This is a genomic window from Streptomyces sp. SYP-A7185, from assembly GCF_046103685.1.
In the GTDB taxonomy this organism is placed as follows: Bacteria; Actinomycetota; Actinomycetes; order Streptomycetales; family Streptomycetaceae; genus Streptomyces.
In genome coordinates, this window is record NZ_CP122310.1 from 9,046,044 (window position 1) to 9,067,237 (window position 21,194).

Annotated in this window: 21 protein-coding genes; 19 read left to right on the forward strand and 2 right to left on the reverse strand. The window is 71.4% G+C overall.

The features are described from left to right. Positions 1 to 170: 170 nt before the first annotated feature. The 18 genes from QBL25_RS39860 to QBL25_RS39945 all read left to right on the forward strand — a co-directional run bounded on the left by QBL25_RS39860 (position 171) and on the right by QBL25_RS39945 (position 17,059). A complete protein-coding gene (locus QBL25_RS39860) occupies positions 171 to 1,733 on the forward strand; it encodes a DUF6801 domain-containing protein (RefSeq protein WP_409061846.1) in 1,563 nt (520 codons plus the stop codon). Between the two features lie 45 nt (positions 1,734 to 1,778). Beyond that, positions 1,779 to 2,795: an ABC transporter ATP-binding protein gene (locus tag QBL25_RS39865; RefSeq protein WP_409061847.1), complete on the forward strand. Its 1,017-nt coding sequence runs from the start codon at positions 1,779 to 1,781 to the stop codon at positions 2,793 to 2,795. Then, complete coding sequence (locus tag QBL25_RS39870) at positions 2,792 to 3,589, forward strand: MlaE family ABC transporter permease (RefSeq protein ID WP_409061848.1); 798 nt, start codon at positions 2,792 to 2,794, stop codon at positions 3,587 to 3,589. The genes QBL25_RS39865 and QBL25_RS39870 overlap by 4 nt, the downstream gene beginning before the upstream one ends. 9 nt (positions 3,590 to 3,598) lie before the next feature. Continuing rightward, on the forward strand, positions 3,599 to 4,423 hold the full coding sequence (locus QBL25_RS39875; protein WP_409062945.1) for an MlaE family ABC transporter permease: 825 nt from the start codon (positions 3,599 to 3,601) through the stop codon (positions 4,421 to 4,423). Next, positions 4,420 to 5,751, forward strand: coding sequence for an MCE family protein (locus tag QBL25_RS39880; RefSeq protein ID WP_409061849.1), 1,332 nt, complete (start codon positions 4,420 to 4,422; stop codon positions 5,749 to 5,751). Before QBL25_RS39875 ends, QBL25_RS39880 begins: the two co-directional genes overlap by 4 nt. Beyond that, entirely contained in the window at positions 5,748 to 6,782 is a 1,035-nt protein-coding gene (locus QBL25_RS39885; RefSeq protein WP_409061850.1) for an MCE family protein, read from the forward strand. Before QBL25_RS39880 ends, QBL25_RS39885 begins: the two co-directional genes overlap by 4 nt. After that, a complete protein-coding gene (locus QBL25_RS39890; RefSeq protein ID WP_409061851.1) occupies positions 6,779 to 7,852 on the forward strand; it encodes an MCE family protein in 1,074 nt (357 codons plus the stop codon). The genes QBL25_RS39885 and QBL25_RS39890 overlap by 4 nt, the downstream gene beginning before the upstream one ends. Further along, positions 7,852 to 9,072 carry an MCE family protein gene (locus QBL25_RS39895; RefSeq protein ID WP_409061852.1) on the forward strand — a complete coding sequence of 407 codons (1,221 nt, stop codon included), beginning with the start codon at positions 7,852 to 7,854 and terminating at the stop codon, positions 9,070 to 9,072. Before QBL25_RS39890 ends, QBL25_RS39895 begins: the two co-directional genes overlap by 1 nt. Beyond that, positions 9,069 to 10,220, forward strand: a complete 1,152-nt coding sequence (locus QBL25_RS39900; RefSeq protein WP_409061853.1) for an MlaD family protein — start codon at positions 9,069 to 9,071, stop codon at positions 10,218 to 10,220. The genes QBL25_RS39895 and QBL25_RS39900 overlap by 4 nt, the downstream gene beginning before the upstream one ends. Then, positions 10,220 to 11,431: an MlaD family protein gene (locus QBL25_RS39905; protein WP_409061854.1), complete on the forward strand. Its 1,212-nt coding sequence runs from the start codon at positions 10,220 to 10,222 to the stop codon at positions 11,429 to 11,431. Before QBL25_RS39900 ends, QBL25_RS39905 begins: the two co-directional genes overlap by 1 nt. Next, on the forward strand, positions 11,428 to 11,955 hold the full coding sequence (locus QBL25_RS39910; protein WP_409061855.1) for a hypothetical protein: 528 nt from the start codon (positions 11,428 to 11,430) through the stop codon (positions 11,953 to 11,955). The genes QBL25_RS39905 and QBL25_RS39910 overlap by 4 nt, the downstream gene beginning before the upstream one ends. Positions 11,956 to 11,965: 10 nt before the next feature. Beyond that, positions 11,966 to 12,559, forward strand: a complete 594-nt coding sequence (locus QBL25_RS39915; RefSeq protein WP_409061856.1) for a hypothetical protein — start codon at positions 11,966 to 11,968, stop codon at positions 12,557 to 12,559. A gap of 11 nt (positions 12,560 to 12,570) precedes the next feature. After that, positions 12,571 to 13,116 (forward strand): hypothetical protein, encoded by a 546-nt coding sequence (locus QBL25_RS39920; protein WP_409061857.1) that lies wholly within the window; start codon positions 12,571 to 12,573, stop codon positions 13,114 to 13,116. 11 nt (positions 13,117 to 13,127) lie between these two features. Next, the gene (locus QBL25_RS39925) at positions 13,128 to 13,778 is read left to right on the forward strand and encodes a hypothetical protein (RefSeq protein ID WP_409061858.1); all 651 of its coding nucleotides are present in this window, start codon (positions 13,128 to 13,130) and stop codon (positions 13,776 to 13,778) included. Between the two features lie 108 nt (positions 13,779 to 13,886). Further along, positions 13,887 to 14,465 carry a hypothetical protein gene (locus QBL25_RS39930; protein ID WP_409061859.1) on the forward strand — a complete coding sequence of 193 codons (579 nt, stop codon included), beginning with the start codon at positions 13,887 to 13,889 and terminating at the stop codon, positions 14,463 to 14,465. 11 nt (positions 14,466 to 14,476) lie between these two features. Beyond that, positions 14,477 to 15,139, forward strand: coding sequence for a DUF5819 family protein (locus QBL25_RS39935; protein ID WP_409061860.1), 663 nt, complete (start codon positions 14,477 to 14,479; stop codon positions 15,137 to 15,139). Next, positions 15,139 to 16,152: an HTTM domain-containing protein gene (locus QBL25_RS39940; protein ID WP_409061861.1), complete on the forward strand. Its 1,014-nt coding sequence runs from the start codon at positions 15,139 to 15,141 to the stop codon at positions 16,150 to 16,152. The genes QBL25_RS39935 and QBL25_RS39940 overlap by 1 nt, the downstream gene beginning before the upstream one ends. A gap of 160 nt (positions 16,153 to 16,312) precedes the next feature. After that, a complete protein-coding gene (locus tag QBL25_RS39945; RefSeq protein WP_409061862.1) occupies positions 16,313 to 17,059 on the forward strand; it encodes an SAM-dependent methyltransferase in 747 nt (248 codons plus the stop codon). A gap of 91 nt (positions 17,060 to 17,150) precedes the next feature. Here the strand turns inward: QBL25_RS39945 and QBL25_RS39950 are convergent, their stop codons facing one another. Together QBL25_RS39950 and QBL25_RS39955 are read right to left on the reverse strand one after the other, a co-directional pair. Further along, positions 17,151 to 18,311, reverse strand: a complete 1,161-nt coding sequence (locus QBL25_RS39950; RefSeq protein WP_409061863.1) for a DUF6801 domain-containing protein — start codon at positions 18,309 to 18,311, stop codon at positions 17,151 to 17,153. A gap of 95 nt (positions 18,312 to 18,406) precedes the next feature. After that, positions 18,407 to 19,678, reverse strand: coding sequence for a DUF6801 domain-containing protein (locus tag QBL25_RS39955; protein WP_409061864.1), 1,272 nt, complete (start codon positions 19,676 to 19,678; stop codon positions 18,407 to 18,409). 413 nt (positions 19,679 to 20,091) lie between these two features. On the opposite strand from QBL25_RS39955, the gene QBL25_RS39960 reads away from it, so the two are divergent. After that, positions 20,092 to 21,129, forward strand: a complete 1,038-nt coding sequence (locus QBL25_RS39960) for a DUF6801 domain-containing protein (protein ID WP_409061865.1) — start codon at positions 20,092 to 20,094, stop codon at positions 21,127 to 21,129. The last annotated feature ends 65 nt before the right edge of the window (positions 21,130 to 21,194 follow it).

Here is a 21,194-nt window from a genome sequence, read left to right on the forward strand (position 1 = left end):
GATCGGGCTTTATTGGACGGTATTGCCCCGCGTCTGCTTCGGCCCTCCCGTGTGCGAACACCCCTTCGTGCGAGCGGTCCTGGCTCCCCCCGGACCGCTGGAGGGCCCTCCTGTTGGACCCCGCGGCGGCCCCCCTCCGCGGGGTCCGCCCCCTGGATCGGAGAGCAGCGATGACTGGTGCCCTGAGCGGCGGGCGCACCCCACGACGAGCCGCGGTCGTCGTCGCGGCCTGCGTGCTCGGCCTGCTGCCCGGCTCGGGCTCGGCAGCACGCGACGCGCCGGACCCCACGACCACCGCGTGGAACACGACGAACACATCGGGCAAGACGGAGGCTCAAGAGCAGCGCCAGGTCCGGCTCACGGCCGCGTACGACTGCGCGTTGCCCTCGGGCCGCCGGCACATCACGGTCGTCGTCGATGCCGCGTTTCCCCGGCGCGGCGCGGTGGGAAAGCCGATCCAGCCGACAGCGGTGCGCATCCGGGCGAGCGTGCCGCGGCCGGTCGTGGCCGAGCTGCTGCCCGAGGCGACGGCATCGGTCACGGGGTCGGCCGCGCTGGCCACGACGGTCGCCCAGGGGCGGCAGCGGGCACGGGCCCCATGGACGGGCCTGCAAGCGGCCGACGCGAAGGTGCCCGCGCAAGGCGCCGTCGAGATCGGCTTCCGGGGTGATGTCCCGTACGTGACGGTCGGCTCCGAAGGCGATGTCACCTTCACCGCGGGGAAGCTGGACCTTGCCCTCACCGCCACCCCTGCCGACTCCGACCCTGACGAGAACGCCGACGCCGACGCCGAGTCCGGCACCGGCGCCACCGCCCCGGCCACCGGAGCCCCGGACGTACGGCCCGCATCGACCCGGCTGGCCTGCACCCCGGCCCGGGGCACGGACACCCTGCTCGCGGCCGTCCCCGTCGAGGCGCCCGCCTCCGGGGCCCCCACGGCCCCGGCCACCGGATCCGCCGGCCCGGACAGCGACCCCCCACGCGGCACCCCCCAGGGCATCGACACCGGGCCCCGGCCCCGCGCAGCCCTGGCCCCGTGCCCCGCGCAACCGCCCAAGGGCACGCTCGACCCCAAGCGGCTGCCGCCGGTGCCGCCGGGCGGGGAGGTCACCGAGCTCGAAGCGACCTCGATGTGCGCGGTGCCGGCGGGCTTCGCGACCCTGCGCAAACTGAAGAGCTCGGCCCTGGTCAACGACCCGCGTGGGCGCAGCATCGGCCTCATGCACCTGGCCATGCGGATGCGTGAGGTCAGGGCGCCCGACTACGTGGAGTACGACCACCTGGGGATCATGCAACTGCCCGACGCCGAGGGTACGTTCCTCACCTTCGGGTTCCAGCCGACCACCGCCAAGGTGCGCTTCGAGCCCGAACCGGCGACCATCGTCAACATCATCCGTCCGGGCCGGCCGCCGGTGACCCAGGTCGGCTACCGCCAGCACCTGCGCCTGCACGACGTCCGGGTCAACGGCGTGCCCCTGGACGTCGGCCCCCGATGCCGTACGTCCCGGCCCGTCGAGACGGAACTCACCGGCAGCTACTCGGTGAGCGAGGGCGGCCTCCTCCAGGGCGAGTTGAGCATCCCGCCGCTCCGAGGCTGCGGAGCGAACGGCGAGGACCTGGACGTGCTGCTGTCCGGCGCGGTCTCCGGGCCCGGCAACGCGCTCAAGATCCGCCAAGGGCGCGTGTGCGGCGCCGGATCGACCTGCAAGATCCCGGAGCTGCCCGGCTTCTGAGCACCGGCCGCGAGCAACCCGTACGTGGAGCAAGGAGGAGGTGCGATGGGAGTCGAAGTGGTCGTCGAAGGGCTGACCAAGTCGTTCGGAAGGCAGAACATCTGGCAGAACGTGACGCTCACCCTGCCGCGCGGCGAGGTCAGCGTGATGCTCGGCCCCTCCGGTACCGGCAAGACCGTCTTCCTCAAGTCGATCGTCGGCCTGGTCCGCCCGGAGCAGGGCCATGTGTTCATCGACGGCGTGGACATGGTCAACAGCCGCGAACGGGACGTGTACGAGACCCGCAAGCTGTTCGGCCTGATGTTCCAGGACGGTGCGCTCTTCGGCTCGCTCAGCCTCTTCGACAACGTCGCCTTCCCGCTGCGCGAGCACACCCGCAAGAAGGAGTCACAGATCCGCCGCACCGTCATGGAGCGGCTCGACCTGGTCGGTCTGGCCGGCGCCGAGAAGAAGCTGCCCGGCGAGATATCGGGCGGGATGCGCAAACGCGTGGGCCTGGCCCGGGCCTTGGTGCTCGACCCCCAGATCATCCTGTGCGACGAGCCCGACTCGGGGCTCGACCCCGTGCGCACGTCCTACCTCTCGCAGCTGCTCATCGACATCAACGCCGAGATCGACGCGACGATGCTCATCGTCACCCACAACCTCGACATCGCGGCGACCGTCCCGGACAACATGGGGATGCTCTTCCGCCGCAACCTGGTCACCTTCGGTCCACGCGAGGTGCTGTTGACCAGCGAGGAGCCGGTGGTCGAGCAGTTCCTCACGGCCCGCAGGGCCGGCCCCATCGGCATGTCCGAGGAGAAGGACCAGGCCACGTTGGACCTGGAGGCCGCCCACGGCATCGTCGCCGGGCCGCCCCAGGAGCGCACCATCGTGCCGCAGCTGGCTCCCACCCCCGGACTGCCGGAGCGCAAAGCGGTGCGCCGGCGCCAGGAGCGGGTCCAGGGCATGCTGCACGACCTGCCGCCCGCCGCCCGCCGTGCCGTCGAGGCCAGCCTCCGAGGGGGCGACGTCCTGGGGCCGCCCGCGCCCCGGGTGGTCAGGGGAGCGGCCACGTGAGCGCACCCCCCGTCCCCCGCCGGCCCCTGCCGGGCCTGGGCGTCCTGCGGGAGATCGGCCACCTGTTCGCGCTCGCGGTGAGCGTGGTGCGGCTGACCTTCAAACGGCCCTTCCAGTGGCGGGAGTTCGTCGAGCAGTTCTGGTTCATCGCGAGCGTCACGATCCTGCCCGCGATGCTGGTGACGATCCCCTTCGGAGCGGTCATCGCCCTACAGGTGGGCTCGCTGATCGAGCAGTTCGGCGCCCAGTCCTTCACCGGTGGTGCCAGCGTCCTGGTCATCATCCAGCAGGCCAGCCCGCTGATCGTGTCCCTGCTCATCTCGGGCGTCGCCGGATCCGCGATCTGCGCCGACCTCGCCTCGCGCACCATCCGCGAGGAGCTCGACGCCATGCGCGTCATGGGCGTCTCACCCGTCCAGCGACTGGTCGTGCCCCGGGTGCTGGCCGTGATGCTGGTCGGGCTGCTCCTCAACGGCCTGGTCTCGGTGGTGGGCACCCTGGGCGGCTACTTCTTCAACGTCGTGATGCAGAACGGCACCCCGGGCGCGTACGTGGCCAGCTTCTCCGCGCTGGCCCAGCTGCCTGACCTGTACATCGGCGAACTCAAGGCGCTGATCTTCGGCTTCATCGCCGGCGTCGTCGCCGCCTACCGCGGACTCAACCCCAAGGGCGGACCCAAGGGCGTGGGCGACGCGGTGAACCAGTCCGTCGTCTTCACCTTCCTCATCCTCTTCTTCGTCAACATGGTCCTGACGGGCGTCTACCTCCAGCTCGTCCCGCCGAAGGGGCTGTGACCCGTGGCCCTGACCGCACGCGGCGGCAAGAGCCGCGCCTTCGCCTGGCTGGACCGGCCCGGCGACGAACTCCTCTTCTACCTGCGGGCGTTGTTCTGGATCCCGCGCGCCGTGCGCCGCTACCCCAAAGAGATCCAACGGCTGCTGGCCGAGGTCGCTTTCGGCAGCGGCGGCCTCGGGGTGATCGGCGGCACCGTCGGCGTGATGATCGGCATCACCGTGTTCACCGGCACGGTCGTCGGCCTCCAGGGATACGCGGCGCTCAGCCAGATCGGCACCGACGCCTTCACCGGATTCGTCTCCGCCTACTTCAACACCCGTGAGATCGGGCCGCTCGTCGCCGCCCTGGCCCTGTCCACCACGGTCGGTGCCGGCTTCACCGCACAGCTCGGTGCGATGCGCGTCAACGAAGAGGTCGACGCATTGGAGAGCATGGGCGTGCGCTCCACCCCCTTCCTGGTCTCCACCCGCATCGTGGCCGGGGCGATCGCGGTCATCCCGCTGTACGGCATCGGCCTGCTCGGCTCCTACCTGGCCTCACGGGCGACGACCGTCCTGTTCAACGCGCAGTCCACGGGCACCTACGACCACTACTTCAATCTCTTCCTGGTCCCCACGGACGTCCTGCTGTCCTTCCTCAAGGTGCTGATCTTCAGCGTGTTGGTGATCCTGGCGCACTGCTACTACGGCTTTCGCGCCTCGGGCGGCCCGGCCGGGGTCGGGGTGGCCGTCGGCCGCTCGGTGCGCACCGCGATCGTCCTCATCAGCGTCACCGACTTCTTCCTCAGCCTGGCGCTGTGGGGCGCCACGACCACGGTGAAGGTCGCCGGATGAGCGCCCCGCCGAAGACGCCGCAGACCCAGGACGCCCGCGCGGCGGCGCCGCCCGCGGTGCGCACCCGGCCCAGCGAGGGCGCCCTGGCCCGCCGCAGACGGCTCGCCGGCGTGGTCTACCTCGTGGTGCCCGCCCTGCTGGTGTGGCTGTCGATCGCCGTCTACGACAAGGAATTCAGAACGGACGTGACCGTCGTCGTCGAGACGGGGCGCGCCGGCAGCGAGATGCACCCCAGCGCCGAGGTCAAATTGCGCGGCGTCGTCGTCGGCGAGGTCGAGAAGATCGACACCGGTGGCCGCACCGCGCGCCTGACCCTCGCCCTGCAGCCCGACAAGATCCGCCGCGTGCCGTCCGACGTGCGGGCCCAGCTGCTGCCGACCACCCTCTTCGGACAGCGCTACGTGGCGCTGGTCCCGCCCGAGAACCCCTCGCCGCGTCCGCTGGCCGCGGGCGGGGTCATCCCGCAGGACCGCAGCCGCAGCGCCGTCGAGCTGGAGCAGGTGCTGGACAATCTGCTGCCCCTGCTGACCGCCGTACAGCCCCAGGACCTGTCGGCCACGCTGTCCGCGCTGGCCCGGGCGCTGGAGGGGCGGGGCGAGAAGCTCGGCGACTCGCTGGTGCGGCTGAACGGATACCTGAAGGACTTCACTCCCCACCTGCCCACCCTCAACCGCGACATCACAGAGCTCGTCGAGCTGAGCGGCACCTATGCCGACGCCGCCCCCGACCTGGTCGACGCGCTGCACGACGCCACCACCACGAGCGCCACCCTCGCCGCGCGGCGGGCCGAGCTGTCCACCCTGTACGCCTCCGTCACCAGCAGCTCACAAGAGACCGGCAGCTGGCTGCGCGACAACCGGGCCAACCTCATCCGGCTGACCGCCACCAGCCGCCCCACCCTGGAGATCCTCGCCAGGTACGCGCCGTCCTTCCCCTGCACCCTGCGCACGTTCGCCGACTTCGTCCCGGCCATGGACGCCGCGCTGGGCAAGGGCACCGACCGCCCGGGCCTGCGCGTGGACGTACGCGTCGTGCCCTCGCGCGGCGCCTACGTGCCGGGCCGGGACACGCCCCGCTACGAGGCGAACGGCGGCCCGCGCTGCTACCCCGTCCCCTACACGGGTGGCTCGTACGCCGCGCGGCAGAACACGGCCGCCACCCTCAGCGGGGTGTCCGGCGGGCTCGGCGTGGCCAACTCGCCCCAGGAGAACGACCTGGTCGCCGAACTGCTCGCCGCGCCGGACCACGGCCGCCGCGGCCCGTTGCCCGACTGGTCCAGCGTGCTGGCCGGACCGGCCTTCCGCGGAGCGGAGGTGAGGCTGAAGTGAGCGCATCGCGCAGCCTGACCGGACCCGCCGTCAAGTCACTGATCTTCATCGTGGTGACGGCCCTGGCCACCACCGTGCTCGCGCTGAGCGTCGCGGGCAGCGAGGTCGGCCAGACCCGCAGTTACAGGGCCTGGTTCACCGACGCCACCGGCCTCAACGAGGGAGACTCCGTACGCGTCGCCGGGGTCGAGGTGGGCCAGGTGTCATCGATCGAGATCGTCCAACGCCGCTACGCCCAGGTGGAGTTCACTCTCACGGCACAGCGGCGGATGCCCGCCTCCGCGACCGCCTCCATCAAGTACCTGAACATGATCGGGCAGCGCTTCGTCGACCTGCGCCGCGGCGCCGGACCGGTCGGCGACACCCTGGAGCCGGGCCAGACCATCCCGCTCAGCCGCACCACCCCGGCCCTCGACCTGACCCAGCTCTTCAACGGATTCCGGCCGCTGATGCAGGGCCTGTCCCCGCAGGAGACCAACAAGCTCACGGGGTCGATCGTGCAGGTCCTGCAAGGTGAAGGCGGCACCGTCGAGAGCCTCCTGGCGACCGTCGGCTCACTGACCACCACGGTCGCCGCCAAGGACCGGGTGATCGGGCAGGTCATCGGCAACCTCAACCGGGTCCTCAAGACGGTCAACACCCGGCAGAAAGGCTTCACCGAACTCATCGGCACGGTCGAGAAGCTCGTCTCCGGCTTCGCCGACGACCGCAAGACGGTGGGCAGGTCCGTCGACTCGCTCGCCCGGCTCAGCGTGAGCACGGCGGGCCTGTTCGACAAGAGCCGGACCCCCCTGAAAGACGGCATCCGCGACCTGGGGCGGGTGTCCACGACCCTCGCCGCCCATGCGCCGCTGGTCGAGAACTTCCTCGACAAGACCCCGCAGAAGATGGCCGCCGTCTCCCGCCTCGCGTCCTACGGCTCCTGGCTGAACCTCTACCTCTGCGAAGCGAAGGTCAGCGGCGTCTCCACCTACGACGACAGCCCGCCGCCGACCGGACTGGCCCTCAAGGACGCGAGGTGCCGCTCGTGAAGAGACCCAGGTCGAAACCGCCGGGCAGGAAGCTGCCCCGACCGCGGCGTCCGCGGCTCAAGCCCATCGGCGAGCGCAATCCCGTGGCGGTCGCCCTGGCCGGACTCTTGGCCATGACGCTCCTGGGGCTGCTCACCTTCCACGCAGATTCACTGCCCGTGGTCGGCGGCGGCACCCGCTACACCGCCGACTTCCGGGATTCGGTGGGGCTCAAGTCCGGCGACGAGGTGCGCATCGCGGGCGTACGCGTCGGCAAGGTCGAGGCCGTGGCCCTGGACGGCCCCAAGGTGAAGGTGACCTTCGAGGTGAAGGACGCCTGGATCGGTGACCGCAGCACCGTCGGCATCGCCATCAAGACACTCCTGGGCGCCAAGTACCTGGCCGTCGACCCGCTCGGCAGCCGCCGACAAGACCCGGGCCGGCGCATCCCGCTGCGCCGCACCACCTCCCCGTACGACGTGATGGAGGCGTTCAACGGTCTGAGCCGCACCACCGGCGCGCTGGACGAGGACCGGCTCGCCGAGAGCTTCGAGGCCATCTCCGGGGCGTTCAAGAACACGCCGCCGCATGTGCGCAAGGCCGTGAAAGGCCTCTCCGCGCTCTCCCGCACCATCTCCACGCGCCATGACGACCTGGCCGAACTCCTGGACGCGACAGCCCGGTTCACCACCTCGGTGAACGGCAAGAAGCCCCAGTTCGAGCGGCTGCTGGACAACGGCAATCTGCTGCTCGAAGAGGTACGCCACCGCCGCAAGGCCATCCACGGACTGCTCACCGGCGCCCGCGACCTGGGCACCGAGATCAGCGGCCTCGTCGACGACAACCAGCGTCAGCTGGGGCCCGCGCTCGCCGCCCTCGACCGGGTCACCGGCGTCCTGAGCAAGAACCGGAAGAACCTCGACCAGGCCCTGGCCGCCGCCGGACCGTACTACCGGCTCGTCGGCAACACCCTGGGCAACGGGCGTTGGATGGACGGCTACCTGTGCGGCCTGGTGCCCCAGGACCATCTGCCCGCGGGCATGGGCCCGGACCGCGGATGCATGCCGCCCCGACCGAAGGGCGGACGCTGATGACCCGCACGCCCACAAGCCCACGACCACGTCCACGACCGCGTCCACATGTCCACGCGCACGCCCGCACCGGCGCCCGGCCGCGCATCGGCGAGCGGATCGCCGATGCCACCGGCGCCCTGTGGGGCGGGCGGCTGGTGGTCATCCTCGTCGTCCTCGCGCTCCTCGCGGCGGCCGGGATCGCCGGTGTGACGGCGCTGACGCGCGGCGGCCCGGGCAAGCACCTCACCGCCTACTTCGACCGGGCCGTCGCCGTGCACGAAGGCTCCGACCTGCGGATCCTGGGCGTCCGCGTCGGCAGTGTCGACGACATCCGCCCCCAGGGCAGACAGGTCCGGGTACGGCTCACCCTCGACGAAGGAGTGAAGGTGCCCGCCCACGTCCAGGCCGTCGTGGTCGCCCCCAGCGTGGTGTCCGGGCGGTTCGTGCAGCTCAGCCCCGCCTACGACAGCGGCCCGCAGATCCGCGACGGAGCCGTCATCGGCGCCGAGCACACGGCGACCCCCGTCGAGGTCGACGAACTCCTCAAGAGCGTCACCGAGCTGAGCGACGCCCTGGGCCCCGAGGGAGCGAACAAGGACGGCGCCCTGTCCGGCCTCGTCGAGGCCGGAGCCAAGAACCTGGACGGCAACGGCAAGGACATCGGCGACACCATCCACCAGCTCGGCGGGGCCTCCGCCGTCCTCAACGGCAACAGCGGCGACCTCGTGACGACCGTCGAACAGCTGGCGCAGTTCATCACCATGCTCCACCGCAAGGACGGCCAAGTGCGCCGCGCCGAGACCCAGTTGTCGGACGTCGCGGGCTTCCTCGCCGCGGACAAGGGAGACCTCGCCGCCGCCCTCAAGGAACTCGGCACGGCGCTGGGCCAGGTGAAGGGCTTCATCCGCGACAACCGCGGCCGACTCAAGTCCAACGTCGACAAGCTGGCGGGCCTCACCCAATCCGTCGTCGACCAGCGGACCTCGGTCGCCGAAGCCCTGGACACGCTGCCGCTGGCCGCCGCCAACCTCGACCAGGCCTACAACCCGCGCACCCGCACCATCGACGGCCGCGCCAACATCAACGAACTGGCCCCCGGACCCACGGGCACCCGGCACGACGCCGGTGATCTCGTCGCCGTCCCCGGCGAACGCGTCAAAAGCCTGCCCGCCCTGCCGCTGCCGCCGGCCGGCACGGTCTACGGCACACCGCGGCGCACCGGGGGAGGCCGGCCATGAAGCGCCGCACCGCCCGCATCGCGCTGGGCCTGTGTCTGACCGTGTCCCTCACCGGCCTGGCCCTGGGCGCCGGCGGCCTGCCGGACTTCGACGGCCTGCAAGACCTGCCGCTGCCCGGCGGCGCCGACCTCGGCGACCACCCGTACGAGATCACCGCCGAGTTCCGCGACGTGGTCAGTCTCTTCCCGCACTCCGCGGTGAAGGTCAACGACGTCGAGGTCGGCCGCGTCACCCGCATCTCCCTGGCCGACGACGGCTGGGCCGCCCGCGTCACCCTCAAGGTCAACGGCGGCGTACGGCTGCCCGCCAACGCCTACGCCAACCTGGAGCAGTCCAGCGTCCTGGGCGAGAAGTACGTCCAGCTCGTCGCCCCCGAGGACATGCGCGCCCGACCCGACCTGCCCGACACCCGGGCCGGGACCACGAAGGCGTACGCCCGCAACCAGGGCCGGCTGCACGACGGGGCCCTCATCCCCCTCGCCCGCACCAACCGCAACCCCGAGATCGAAGAGGTCTTCGGCGCCCTGTCGATGGTGCTCAGCGGGGGCGGCGTGCAGCAGATCCAGACCATCTCCGGTGAACTCAACAAGGCGCTGGGCGGCAAGGAGGGCGACGTCCGCTCCGTGCTGCGGCAGATCAACACCACCGCCAAGAGCCTGGACAAGAACAAGAAACACCTCACCGCCGCCCTCGACGGCGTGAACCGGCTCTCCGCCACCCTCGCCACCCGCGACCGCAAGATCGGGGAAATCCTCCGGGACCTGCCACCGGGCCTGAAGGTCCTCAGCGACCAGCGCTCCTCCCTGGTCACCATGCTGCGCGCTCTGGACTCGCTGTCCACCGTCGCGGTCGACACCGTCGACCGCACCACGAACGACCTGGTGGCCGACCTCAAGGCCTTGGCCCCGGTCCTGAAGAACCTCGCCGACGCGGGTGCCGACCTGCCGCAGTCACTGCAGGTGATGTTCACCTACCCCTTCACCGACGAGGTGCTCACCGGAGTCAAGGGCGACTACCTCAACGTCTATCTGAAGATCGCCGCGGCGCCCGGCACGCAGATCGTGCCGCCGGTGCGCGGGGGCGCCGCCGCCACCCGCTCGTCCCTGCCGCTGCCCGCGCTCACCGCACCCTCAGGAGGCGGCTCCTAGTGCTGACCCTCTCCACCCACCTGAAGAACATCGCCTTCCTCGTCCTCGGCGTCGTCGTCCTCGCCCACATCGCCACGACGTACGCGGACCTGGGACGCTACGTGGGCGCCCGCGACTACTACACCGTCACGGTCCAACTCGCCGAGACCGGCGGCCTGTTCAGCCACGGCAACGTCACCTACCGCGGCGTCGACGTGGGCCGCGTCGAAAAGGTCGAACTGACCGACGACGGCGTGGAGGCCCGCATCCGCATCAAGGAATCGGCGCCGAAGATCCCCGGTGACCTGGAGGCGAAGGTCGCCAACCTCTCGGCGGTCGGCGAGCAGTACCTCGACCTGAGCCCGCGCACCGACGGCGGGCCCTACCTCGCCGACGGATCGGTGGTCCCGCGCGCTGCGACCCACACGCCCGCGCCGGTCACCGACGTCCTCACCAGCGTCGACCGGCTCGCCTCCTCGGTGGACACCGCCGCCTTGCGCACGCTGGTCGACGAGCTCGGCAAAAGCTTCGAGGGACGCGGACAAGACCTCCAGATCCTCATCGACACCGGCAGCGAGTTCATCGAGGCGGCCGACAAGGCCCTGCCGGCCACGACCCGGCTGCTCGTGGACGGTGAGACGGTCCTGCGCACCCAGAACGCACACGCGAATGCCCTGAAGTCCTTCGCCGACGGCGCCGCCCAGCTGGCCGCCCAGCTCAAGAAGTCGGACCCCGACCTGCGCCACCTCATCGCGCAGGCCCCGGACGCGGCCACGCAGTTCGCCGCGCTGCTGCGGGACACCGATCCCGGGCTCGGCGTCGTGCTCGCCAACCTCGTCACCACCTCCGAACTCCTGGTGACCCGCCAGCGCGGAACCCGCGAACTGATGGTGCGCATCCCGCAGGCCGCCGCCACCGGAGCCAGTGCCGTGGGCCCCGACGGGGTGCGCTTCGGAATGACCACCACCTTCTTCACCCCGCTTCCCTGCACGGCCGGATACGGCGCGACGGCCTACCGCAACGGCCTGGACACCTCAGCGGCCCCCACCAACACCAAGGCCGCCTGCACCGCGGGCCCCGGCAGCGGACAGAACGTGCGCGGCTCCGCCAACGCACCGCGCGGCGGCGTACCCGAACCGGCGCGGCCCGGATCGGGTGGACTCGCGGGCCGCCAAGGATCGTCCGACGGGCCCAGCGACCTGGGCGGACTGCTGGGGATGGGAGAGCGATGAGGCCAGGACGAGCGGGCGCGTGGCCGGCCGCGCTGCTGGTGGCGGCGGCACTGTTCTGCGGGTTCTCCGGATGGAGTTACGCCCAGACGCGTGCCGACGCCGATCTGGCCCACGCCCGCGACCGCGACAGCGCCCTGGCCGCCGCCCGCCGCCACATCGCGGTCCTCAACACCATGGACGGCAAGGACGTACGGGCCTCGCTGCGCGCCTGGACCGCGGTGGCCGAGGGACCGCTCGCGGACGAGCTGCGGCGCACCGGCGACGCCGCCGCCACCACGCTCGAACAGGAGGGCACCACCACCCGGGCCACGGTCACCGACGCGGCGGTCCTCGCCCTGGACACCCGGGCGGGCACGGCGCGGGTCATCGCCACCGTCCGCGTCGAGGTGACCGCACGCACCGGCACCTCCACCACCGACCGCAAACGCTTCGAGGCGGGCCTGGCCGAGACGGGGGCGGGCTGGCGACTCAGCTCGCTGACCGCGGTCCCCGTCGCGGCGCCACCAGGGGACACGGCACCATGAGGGGACACGGATGAGCCTGGGACTTAGACCCCGACGGGCGCCGGCAACCGATCCGGCCGACACCGGTGCGCGGGACACGGCCGCCCCGCAGGCGCCGCCCACGCGCCGCCGCGCCCGCCGCACGCTGCTGGTCCTCGTCCTGGCCGCGCTGCTCGCCACCGGCGGCGGCCTGCTGGTACTGGCCGACCGCACCGCGCACACCTCCGGCGCGGCCAACCAGGCGCTGAGCGACGGTGAACGCACCCGCCGGGTCATCGCCGACGTCAGCGACGCGCTCTCCGCCATCTTCACCTACACGCCCGACGACCTTCCCACCACCGAGCGACGCGCCCGCGCCGTCCTGCGGGGCGAGGCGGCCAAGGACTACCGGGCCCTGCTCGGCCGACTCCGCCGGCACGTCAGCAAGCAGGACGTGTCGCTCACCACCCAGGTGGTACGCGCCGGAGCCGTCGAACTCAACGGCGACCGTGCGCGGCTGCTGGTCTTCCTCGACCAGCGTGCCAAGCGCAAGGGCGCCAAGGCGACCACCGCCGCCGCCCAGCTCTCGATCGCCGCGCGCCGGGAGCACGGCCGCTGGACGATCACCGACATCACGGCCCGATAGGGGAGAGGGACATGGCACGTACGCCATCGCGACACCGCACGCAACGCACGCTGGCCTCGGCGGCCGCCGCCCTCGCCCTGGGCCTCGCCGGCTGGACCGGCTCCTCCTGGTACGCGGCGGCCCACGACGACTCCGCACGGTTCGCGACGACCCGGGACGAGGTCCTCGCGGCGGGCGAACAGGCCGCCTTGAACCTCAACACCCTCGACCACCGCGACCTCACGGACGGCCTCGACACCTGGGAGCAGTCCGCCACCGGCAGCCTCCTCGACGAACTGCGCAAGGGAAGGAGCGAGTTCGAGAAACAGGTGCGCACCGCGCGCACGGTCACCACGGCCGAGGTGCTCTCCGCAGCCGTGACCGAACTGGACGAGCGCGAGGGCCGGGCCGGGGTGCTGCTGGCGATGCGCATCACCGTCGATCCGCCCAAGAAGAAGCCGACCAGCAAGGAGAGCCGGCTGCTCGCCGAGCTCACGCGCACCGCCGGCGGCTGGAAGCTGAGCGGACTCGGCCAGGCCCCCGCGGGCCAGGCACCCACCGACACTCCGTCCGACTGAGGGGCCGCACCATGTCGACGACACGCCACGTGGTCAACCGGCAGCGGCGCCTGGCCGCGGTCAAGGCCCGGGAGATCGCTGTGCCCGCGTCCCGGACCCCCCGCCCGAAGCCCCGGAAGCAGGCTCCCCGGGTTCCCCGGACCGCGCGCCGCTCCGTCCCCTGGATCCTGCTGCTCACCTTGCTCGCCGTCCTGGCCGCAGCCTTCGCCGTTTTGGCCCACACCCGGGCCGAAGACCTGCGCGAGGCACCCGCCCTGCGCAACGGGGCGCTCACCGACACGGCCCGCACCAGCGAGGTCAAGGGCACGGTCGGCCAGGCGGTCGACGCGGTCTTCTCCTACGACCACACCGCTCCCGGCCGCACCGACAAGGCCGCGGACAAGTACCTCACCGGCAAGGCGGTCGGCCAGCACCGGGAGATGCTCGCGCAGGTCCGCAGCCAGGGACAGCGGCAGAAGCTCGTCCTGAGCACCACCGTCACGCACAGCGGAGTCGAGGCCATCGACGGCGCCCGGGCCCGCGTCCTGGTGTTCGCCGACCAGAGCAACACCAGTACCGCCAAAGGCGGCTCGGCCACCCATGCGGCCGCGATGTTCGCGGTGGACGTGCTCCAGCGGCACGGGACCTGGCGGATCGCGAACATCGACACGTTCCGCGGATGAGACCGGCCGACCGGTTCAGCCGATGAAGGCCATGAAGGCCATGAAGGCCGTGAAGGCGATGAAGGCGATGAAGGCGACGAAGGTCATGAAGGGGAAGGGGAGTCAGACATGAGGAACACGAGACGCAAGCGGCACGCTGCCGCGCTGCTGTCCACCGTCCTGGGCGTCGCGGTCGCGGCGGCGCTGTCCGGGTGCAGTTCGCGCGTCGACGACGGACCGCAGGTCGACTGGGCCTCGGACGTCTGCGACAGCGTGCAGGACGTCGGGTCCCAGCTGGCGCTGCCCGCCGCCGACCGCAAGCATCCCAAGAAGTACCACGCGCAAGTCGTCACCTTCCTGGACGCGCTCGACCGGCAACTCGGCGCGCTGGACAAGAAGATGCGTCAGGACGGGGCACCACCCGTCGAGGGCGGCGACGGCGCGTACAAGAAGGCGCTCAAGAACCTCCGTGAGGCCCGCAGCAGTCTCGCCGCCACCACCACCGAGCTCAAGCAGGCCAAGGTCACCGACGAGAAGTCCCTGAAGGCGGCACTGAAGAAGGCCGGCGACGGCATGCGCGAGGCGGGCGGCTACCAAGGCCCCGCCCACGACCTGCGCACCGACCCGACCCTCAAGCAGGCCTTCGACAAGGCTCCCGAGTGCGCGAAACTTCCCGGCGCCGGACAGTCGGCGCCGCCGGCCGGATAAGGCCGGCCCCCATGGACCGCATGGACCGCATGGACTCCCCGGACCGCCCGGGCTCCCCGGACCGCCCGGTCGAGCCGCCCGACCCGCTGGCGCCCCACGGCGCCCCCCTCGACGGTCCGCTGCGCGCGGTGGGGCGGGGTGCCACCCTGCTGGTCATGGCGGCCGCACTGGCCCACATGGGGCTCCTCGTCCTCCAGGTCGCCCCGGGCCTCTCCCCGGCGGCCAAGACGCTTCGCCCGGCGCAGACCGAGGCCTGGCTGCACCCGCTGTTCCCGCAGGACTGGAACATTTTCGCGCCCGACCCGCCCCGCGCCAACACGCATCTGGAGGCACGCGGCTGGCGTGCGGGCCGGGCCGGCCGATGGATCGACCTCACCGCCCGGGACATCGCCGCGCACCGCGGCAACCCGCTGCCCAGCCGGGAGGATCAGACCGTCCTGCGCAAGGCGGTCGGCGCCCACCTGGCGGGTTCGCCGCACACCCAGCTCAGGGCGCCGCTGACCCCCGCGGCACGGTATCTGCGCAATGCCGTCGTCGTACGCCTCCAGGACCTCGGCGAGCCCCGGCCGGACGCCGTCGAGCTGCGGCTGCACACCTTGCCCATCGCCCCGCCCCACCGCCCCGCACCGGCCGCGAGCCGCCAGCCGTGGGGCCTCTGGGAAGTCGCCCCGTGATGCCGGGCCCGGTCCTCGGCCCGGAAAACGCCGCGGCCGAGGACGGCGCCCGGCCGGTGCTCGGTCGACTGCGCGCCGCGACGCTCACCCCGCTGGGGCTCTACGGCGCCGCCGTCGTCCGCATCGGCGTGGCGGGTCTCTTCCTGCTGAACCTGCTCCGCGAGGCGGGCCACGCGGACCGCCTGTGGGGGCCCGGCTCTCCGTACACCCCCGAACTCTTCCGCGCCTCCGTCGAGGCGCGCGGCGCCGACGGCGCCCTGTCCTGGTGGTACACCTGGCTGGGTACTCAGAGCCCGGATCTGTTCTGGGCCGCCTACGGGCTGGCCGTCGTGGTCAGTGCGCTGTATCTGGTGGGCTGGCACACCCGCCTCATGGCGGTCCTGTTCGCTTTCGTCGTCGCGGGCTTCTACATGCGCTCGTCCGTCGCCGGCAGCGGCTTCGAGCTGCTGAGCCTGCTGTTCGCCAACTACCTGGTGCTGTGTGCGTCGGGCCGCCGCTGGTCGTGGGACGCCCGCCGCGCCGCACGTAAGCGGCCCGGGCCCGTGTCGCCTTACGAGGAGCTGCGCCGACGCGTGGTCACCGCCGTGCACAACGCGGGCATGGCGCTGATCGCCTTCCAGGTGATGGTGGTCTACGGCACCGCGGCCCTGTACAAGATCCGTGGCTCGACGTGGCGGGACGGCAGCGCGCTGCACTACGCGCTGCGCCTGGACGACTTCGCGACCTTCCCGGAGCTCTCCGACTGGCTGGCGGGCCAGGGGAGTTGGCTGGCCTTGCTCGCGTACGTCACCGTCGGCTCCCAACTCCTCTTCCCCGTGCTCGTGTTCATGCCGCGGCTGAAGTACGCGGTCCTGGTCGTGATGCTCGGCACGCATCTGGGCATCGGACTGCTGATGGCGCTGCCGCTGTTCTCCGCGATCACGGTCGTGGGGGACCTGGTGTTCTTGCCGACGGCGTTCTGGCTGGCGGCGGCCCGCGTGGCGCGGACGCGGCCCTGGACGGCGGCGCGCTAAATGGGTGGAGACGCCACCCCGGCGCGGCCTACACTCACCGGCTCACGATCCATGCGCATGAACGAGGTGTGTTTGATGACGGTCCGAGCCCTGACCGCCGACTCCGGTCGGCTGTCTCCCGCACACGCCAAGACCTCATCGAACCGAAGGAACCTCTCTCGTGGATCTGCCACGTATCTTCACCATTCGCGAAAGTAGCCACCGCCTCCACAACCCGATCACCCCCGGCAAGGTGGCCGCGCTGGGCCAGGCACTGCCCCTGGCTCCCGGGACGCGCGTGCTCGACCTCGCCAGCGGCTCGGGCGAGATGCTGTGCACCTGGGCCCGTGACCATGGCGTCACCGGGACGGGGGTCGACATCAGCACGGTGTTCACCGAGAAGGCCCGTGCCCGTGCCGCCGAACTCGGCGTCGCCGACCGGGTCACCTTCGTGCACGACGACGCCGCCGGCTTCGTCGCGGACGAGCCGGTCGATCTCGCGGCGTGTGTCGGCGCCACCTGGATCGGAGGCGGCGTGGCCGGGACCGTCGAACTGCTGGCCCGGAGTCTTCGCCCCGGGGGACTGATGCTGATCGGTGAGCCGTACTGGCGCCGGGAAGTGCCGGACCAGGAGACCGCCGAGGCCTGCCACGCCGCGGGCAAGGACGACTTCCTGCTGCTGCCGGAGCTGATCGAGCAGTTCGGCGCTCTCGGGTACGACGTCGTGGAAATGGTGCTGGCCGACCAGGACAGCTGGGACCGCTACCAGGCGGCGCAGTGGCTCAACCTCCGCCGCTGGCTCGACGGGCACCCCGACGACGAGTTGGCCGGCGAGGTACGGGCCGAGCTCACCGGCGAACCCGCTCGCTACACGCGCCATCAGCGCGAGTACCTGGGCTGGGGGGTCTTCGCACTGATGGCCCGCTGACGGTCCCAGGGGCGCGGACCGGGCCGCGTGCCGCCCGGATCCGCGCCCCTGCGGTGCATGGAGTGCGGGGAGGCAGGAGGCGCGCTCGTTCCTACCGCTTCTCGTGGGTCAGGTTCAGGTCCACCGTGTTGCCGGGGCCCGTGGTGAACGCGCTGATCACGTCGGTGAAGCCGCCGCAGTCCTTGAGGCCGGGCAGGGTGTAGGTGCCCTTGAGCCTGCCGCCGGTGTACGGCTCGAAGCGGCCTTCGCCGACGAGTTCGAGTGCGGCGGGCGTGGTGGTCTTGCAGGCGGGTCCGCCGCCGATGGGCAGACCGAGCGCGCTCACCGCGGTGAGCTTGACGTCCGTCCGGGAGCGCGTGGTGAGGCGGCCGGCCGGGTCGAGGGTGCCGGTCGTCGTGGTGGTCTGTTCGAAGGCCAGGTCCGCGGCCGTGGGCAGGAAGCCGAGGAGCGTGAACCGCACCGTGGTCGGGTCGAGTTCCAGGTCGGCGTCGAAGGTGCCCGCGGCGGGGTCGTAGCGCGCGTCGATCCCGCCGGTCAGCGCGGCGCTGCTCCTGGCCGCCTTGAGGTACGTGCTGCCCTGGACCCCGAAGCGCAGCGGCACCGGCTCGCCGTCCGGGTCCGGCGGGTCGCCCGGATCGGTCGTGACCGGTTCGACCTGGACGGTGTGCAGCGTCTTGTTCTGCCCGGCGGGGTCGAGGGCGCACTCGGTCTCGAAGGTGTCGAGGCTCGTTTTCGCGCCGGTGCTGTCGCGCGGGGTCATCGTCAGGAGCAGGCTGTTGACGTCGATCTTCACGCTGCCGGGCCGGCGGAAGGTCAGGGTCGGGGCCTGGCCGGTCGCGGTGACCTCGAAGGCGGCGGCCGGTTGCGGCAGGGGTGTCGTCGGGATGGTGTTCTCGAGGCCGATGTCCAGCGGGCCCTCGGGCAGGTGCACGGTGACGTCCGCCGTGGCGGTCCCTTCGAGGGTGGTGCCGCCCACCGTGCGCAGGGCGGTGGCCGCCGCCTTGCTGACCGTGGACACCGAGGTGACCCGGAAGGCGGGGATCTGCTCGCCGACCCTCACCTTGGCCGGCAGATCCGCCATGACGACGACCGTGAGCGGATCCTCCTCCATGAGCGGGAAGACGCATGTGTACGTCTGGGTCAGGGACACCGGGTCCGCTGCGGCCGGCCGGCCGGAGGTGAAGCCGATCAGTCCGGCGAGCAGCACGACGGCGGGGGCGGCCCGCCATGCTGTGGCGCGCGATCTCAGCACTGCCTCTCCAAGTTCTGGGGGGAACGGGTCCGGCCCTCCGCCTCGTAGGGGGCGGAGGGCCGGACGGGAATGCGGACGCACCGCTGTGGCCGGTGTCAGCTCTTGTAGGTGAGGTCCATGTCGATGGTGTTGCCCGGACCTGCCATGAACGTGCTGATGATGTCGTTGAGGGCGCCGCAGCCCTTGAGGCCGGGCAGGGTGTAGGTGCCCTTGAGCTTGCCGCCCTTGTAGGGCTGGAAGCGGCCTTCGCTGGCGAGCTCGACCGAGGCGGCCGTGGCGGTCTTGCAGTCGGCGCCGCCGCCGATGGGAATGCCGAAGGCGTGGACGCCGGCGAGTTTGACGAACATCTCGGACTTCGACTTCAGCACACCGGCGGTGTCCAGGGTGCCGTTGGTCTTTCCGGTCTGCTCGAAGGCGATGTCCGCGGTCGTGGGCAAGAAGCCCAGGATGGTGAACTTGCCCTTGGTCGGGTTGAGCTTCAAGTCGGCGTCGAAGGTGCCCTTGTTCAGGTCGTAACGGGTGTCGATGCCGCCCGTGAGCGGGGCGTTTCCGTTGGCGGCCTTGATGAAGGAATTGCCCTTGATGTCGAAGTTCAGCTTCACCGGGTCATCGCCCGGCGGGTCGGTGGGAGGGTCCGTCGGAGGGTCGGTGGGCGGGTCCGTGGGCGGGTCGGTCGGCGGATCGGTGGGCGGGTCGGTCGGTGGGTCCGTGGGATCGGTGCTGCCGCCGCCGATGGTCATCGTGTGCAGGGCGGTGGGCTGGCCCGCGTCCAGGGTGCAGTCCGCGGGGAACTCGTCGCCGTTCGGCGGGAGTTGCACGGGCTTGCCCTCCGCGTCACGGGCGATCATGTTGTGCAGCTTGAGGCCCGTGACGTCGAACTTGGCCGTGCCCTCCTTCTCCCAGGTCAGCAGGCCACCGGGTGACTTGCCGTTGGCGGTGAGGGTGAATCCGGCGGCCGGGTTGGGGATGTCTCCCTTGGCGACGGTGTTGACGACCTTGATGGGGAGGTTGCCGGTGCCGCCGGGCAGGGTGACGTTCACGTCGGCGGTGGCCTTGCCCTCCAGGGTCACCGCGCCCATGACGCCCAGGCCTTGGGCGGCTCGTGCGCTGACCTTGGTGACGGCCTTGATGTCGTACTCGGGGACCGTCTCGCCCACCTTCATGGTGGCGGGCATGTCGGCGGTGATCTCGACCTCGATCGGATCGTTGTTGATGATCGGGAACTTGCAGGTGTACTTCTGGTTCAGCTTCACCGGGTCGGCGGCGGCGGATCCGCCGCTCAAGGTGACCATGCCGGTGACGAGGCCGGCGGCCGCCACCGCGCTCAGGGCGGAGCGCGCCCTGATCCTTCTCTTGTGCGCTTCCATGAGCTACCTCTCGGGCTGCGTGAAACGGGCACAGACGTACGTGGTTGCCGCATCTGCGACTCCGGACGCGCCGGCCCAGCTGTCCGGGGAAATCGAGATGCGAAACGCGCCACCGCGCGGGAATCTGCCGACTGAATTGCGGCAGACGCTACGGCGGTGTTTCGAATACGCAAACTACTGATGAGTAGTTGGGTGGTCAAGGTCTGCTTCCTTCCGATGGTGAAAGGCAGGTGCGGTCCGGCCATTTTGTGGCCACGGTGAGTGGGTGATGGTGTGCGGATGACAAATTGTCGGTCCCGCGTCATCGGGCCGAGCAGGATTGTGCCGATCAGGTTGACGATCCCCCTTGCCCATCAGTACTCATTTCTGGATTGTGCCAATTCTCGGAAGTGGGGCCACACATGGGAGATCGCATGGGAAACCGCATGGGGGAGCCGCCGGGAAAGGTTCGGGCCAGGCCGGCCCGCGCCTTCGCGCTGACCGGGGTCGCCGGGGTGGTGCTCGCGCTGATCGGGGGTGGCGGCAGCGCATCGGCCGAGCCGGTGTCGCTCACGCAGAAATACACCTGCAAGTTCCCGATCATCAGCAATGACGGCATCGAAGCCGCGATCACCACGGACATGCCCGCCACGATGAAGGTGGGCGAGACGGTCCCCGAGTACGACATCAAGGCCGTCACCAAGGTCAGCGCACGAGCCGCCCAAGGCCTGGGCGTCATGGGCGCGGTGACCCTGGAGGGCAAGGCCACCGCCGATGTCGTCGTCACCCAGCCGGGCGGGGACGGCACGCTTCCCATCAAGGTCGTCAACACCGTCGCCAAAGCCGACATCCCCGACCCCGCCGCGCCCTTCGAGGTGACGGCGACCGGCAAGTCGCCCGGCGGCCTGCTCACCTGGGGCGCGGCGGGTGATGCGGCCTTCGACGTGAAGGGTCTGAAGCTGCACGACATGATCGCCCGTGATGCGGCGGGCAAGCCCGTGCGGCTCCCGCCCAACGGCGACGAGTTCACCGCGGAGTGCACGTTGGACGCGGGCCAGAAGACGCTCCTGCACACGATGAAGATCACGGGTGACGGGGGCACGGACCCGAGCGATCCGCCGACGGACCCGCCCACCGATCCCCCGACGGACCCGCCGACCGATCCGCCGTCCGATCCGGCCGACCCCACGGATCCGAGCGACCCCGGCGCCACGAGCGGCGGCTCCTCGGGCGGTGACTCCGGCACCTCGGGCGCCGGCGGAACGAGCGGCGCCTCCGGAACGAGCGGGGGTTCCAGCACCTCCGGCACGCAGCTGGACACCCAGGTGTCCGACGGCTCGGGCGCGCTGGCCTCCACCGGCAGGTCCGGCATCGGCCTGATGCTGGCGGCGGCCGGAGGCCTTGGCGCCGCCGGGATCGCCGCCTTCCACTACCTGCCGCGGCGCCTTCGGAGGGGCGAGCCGACCGGGTGAGCCGGCTGCGGTAGGGCACCTGGGGCCCCGTGTCCGCGGGGCGCGCTCCCGGCCGTACGGCAGCG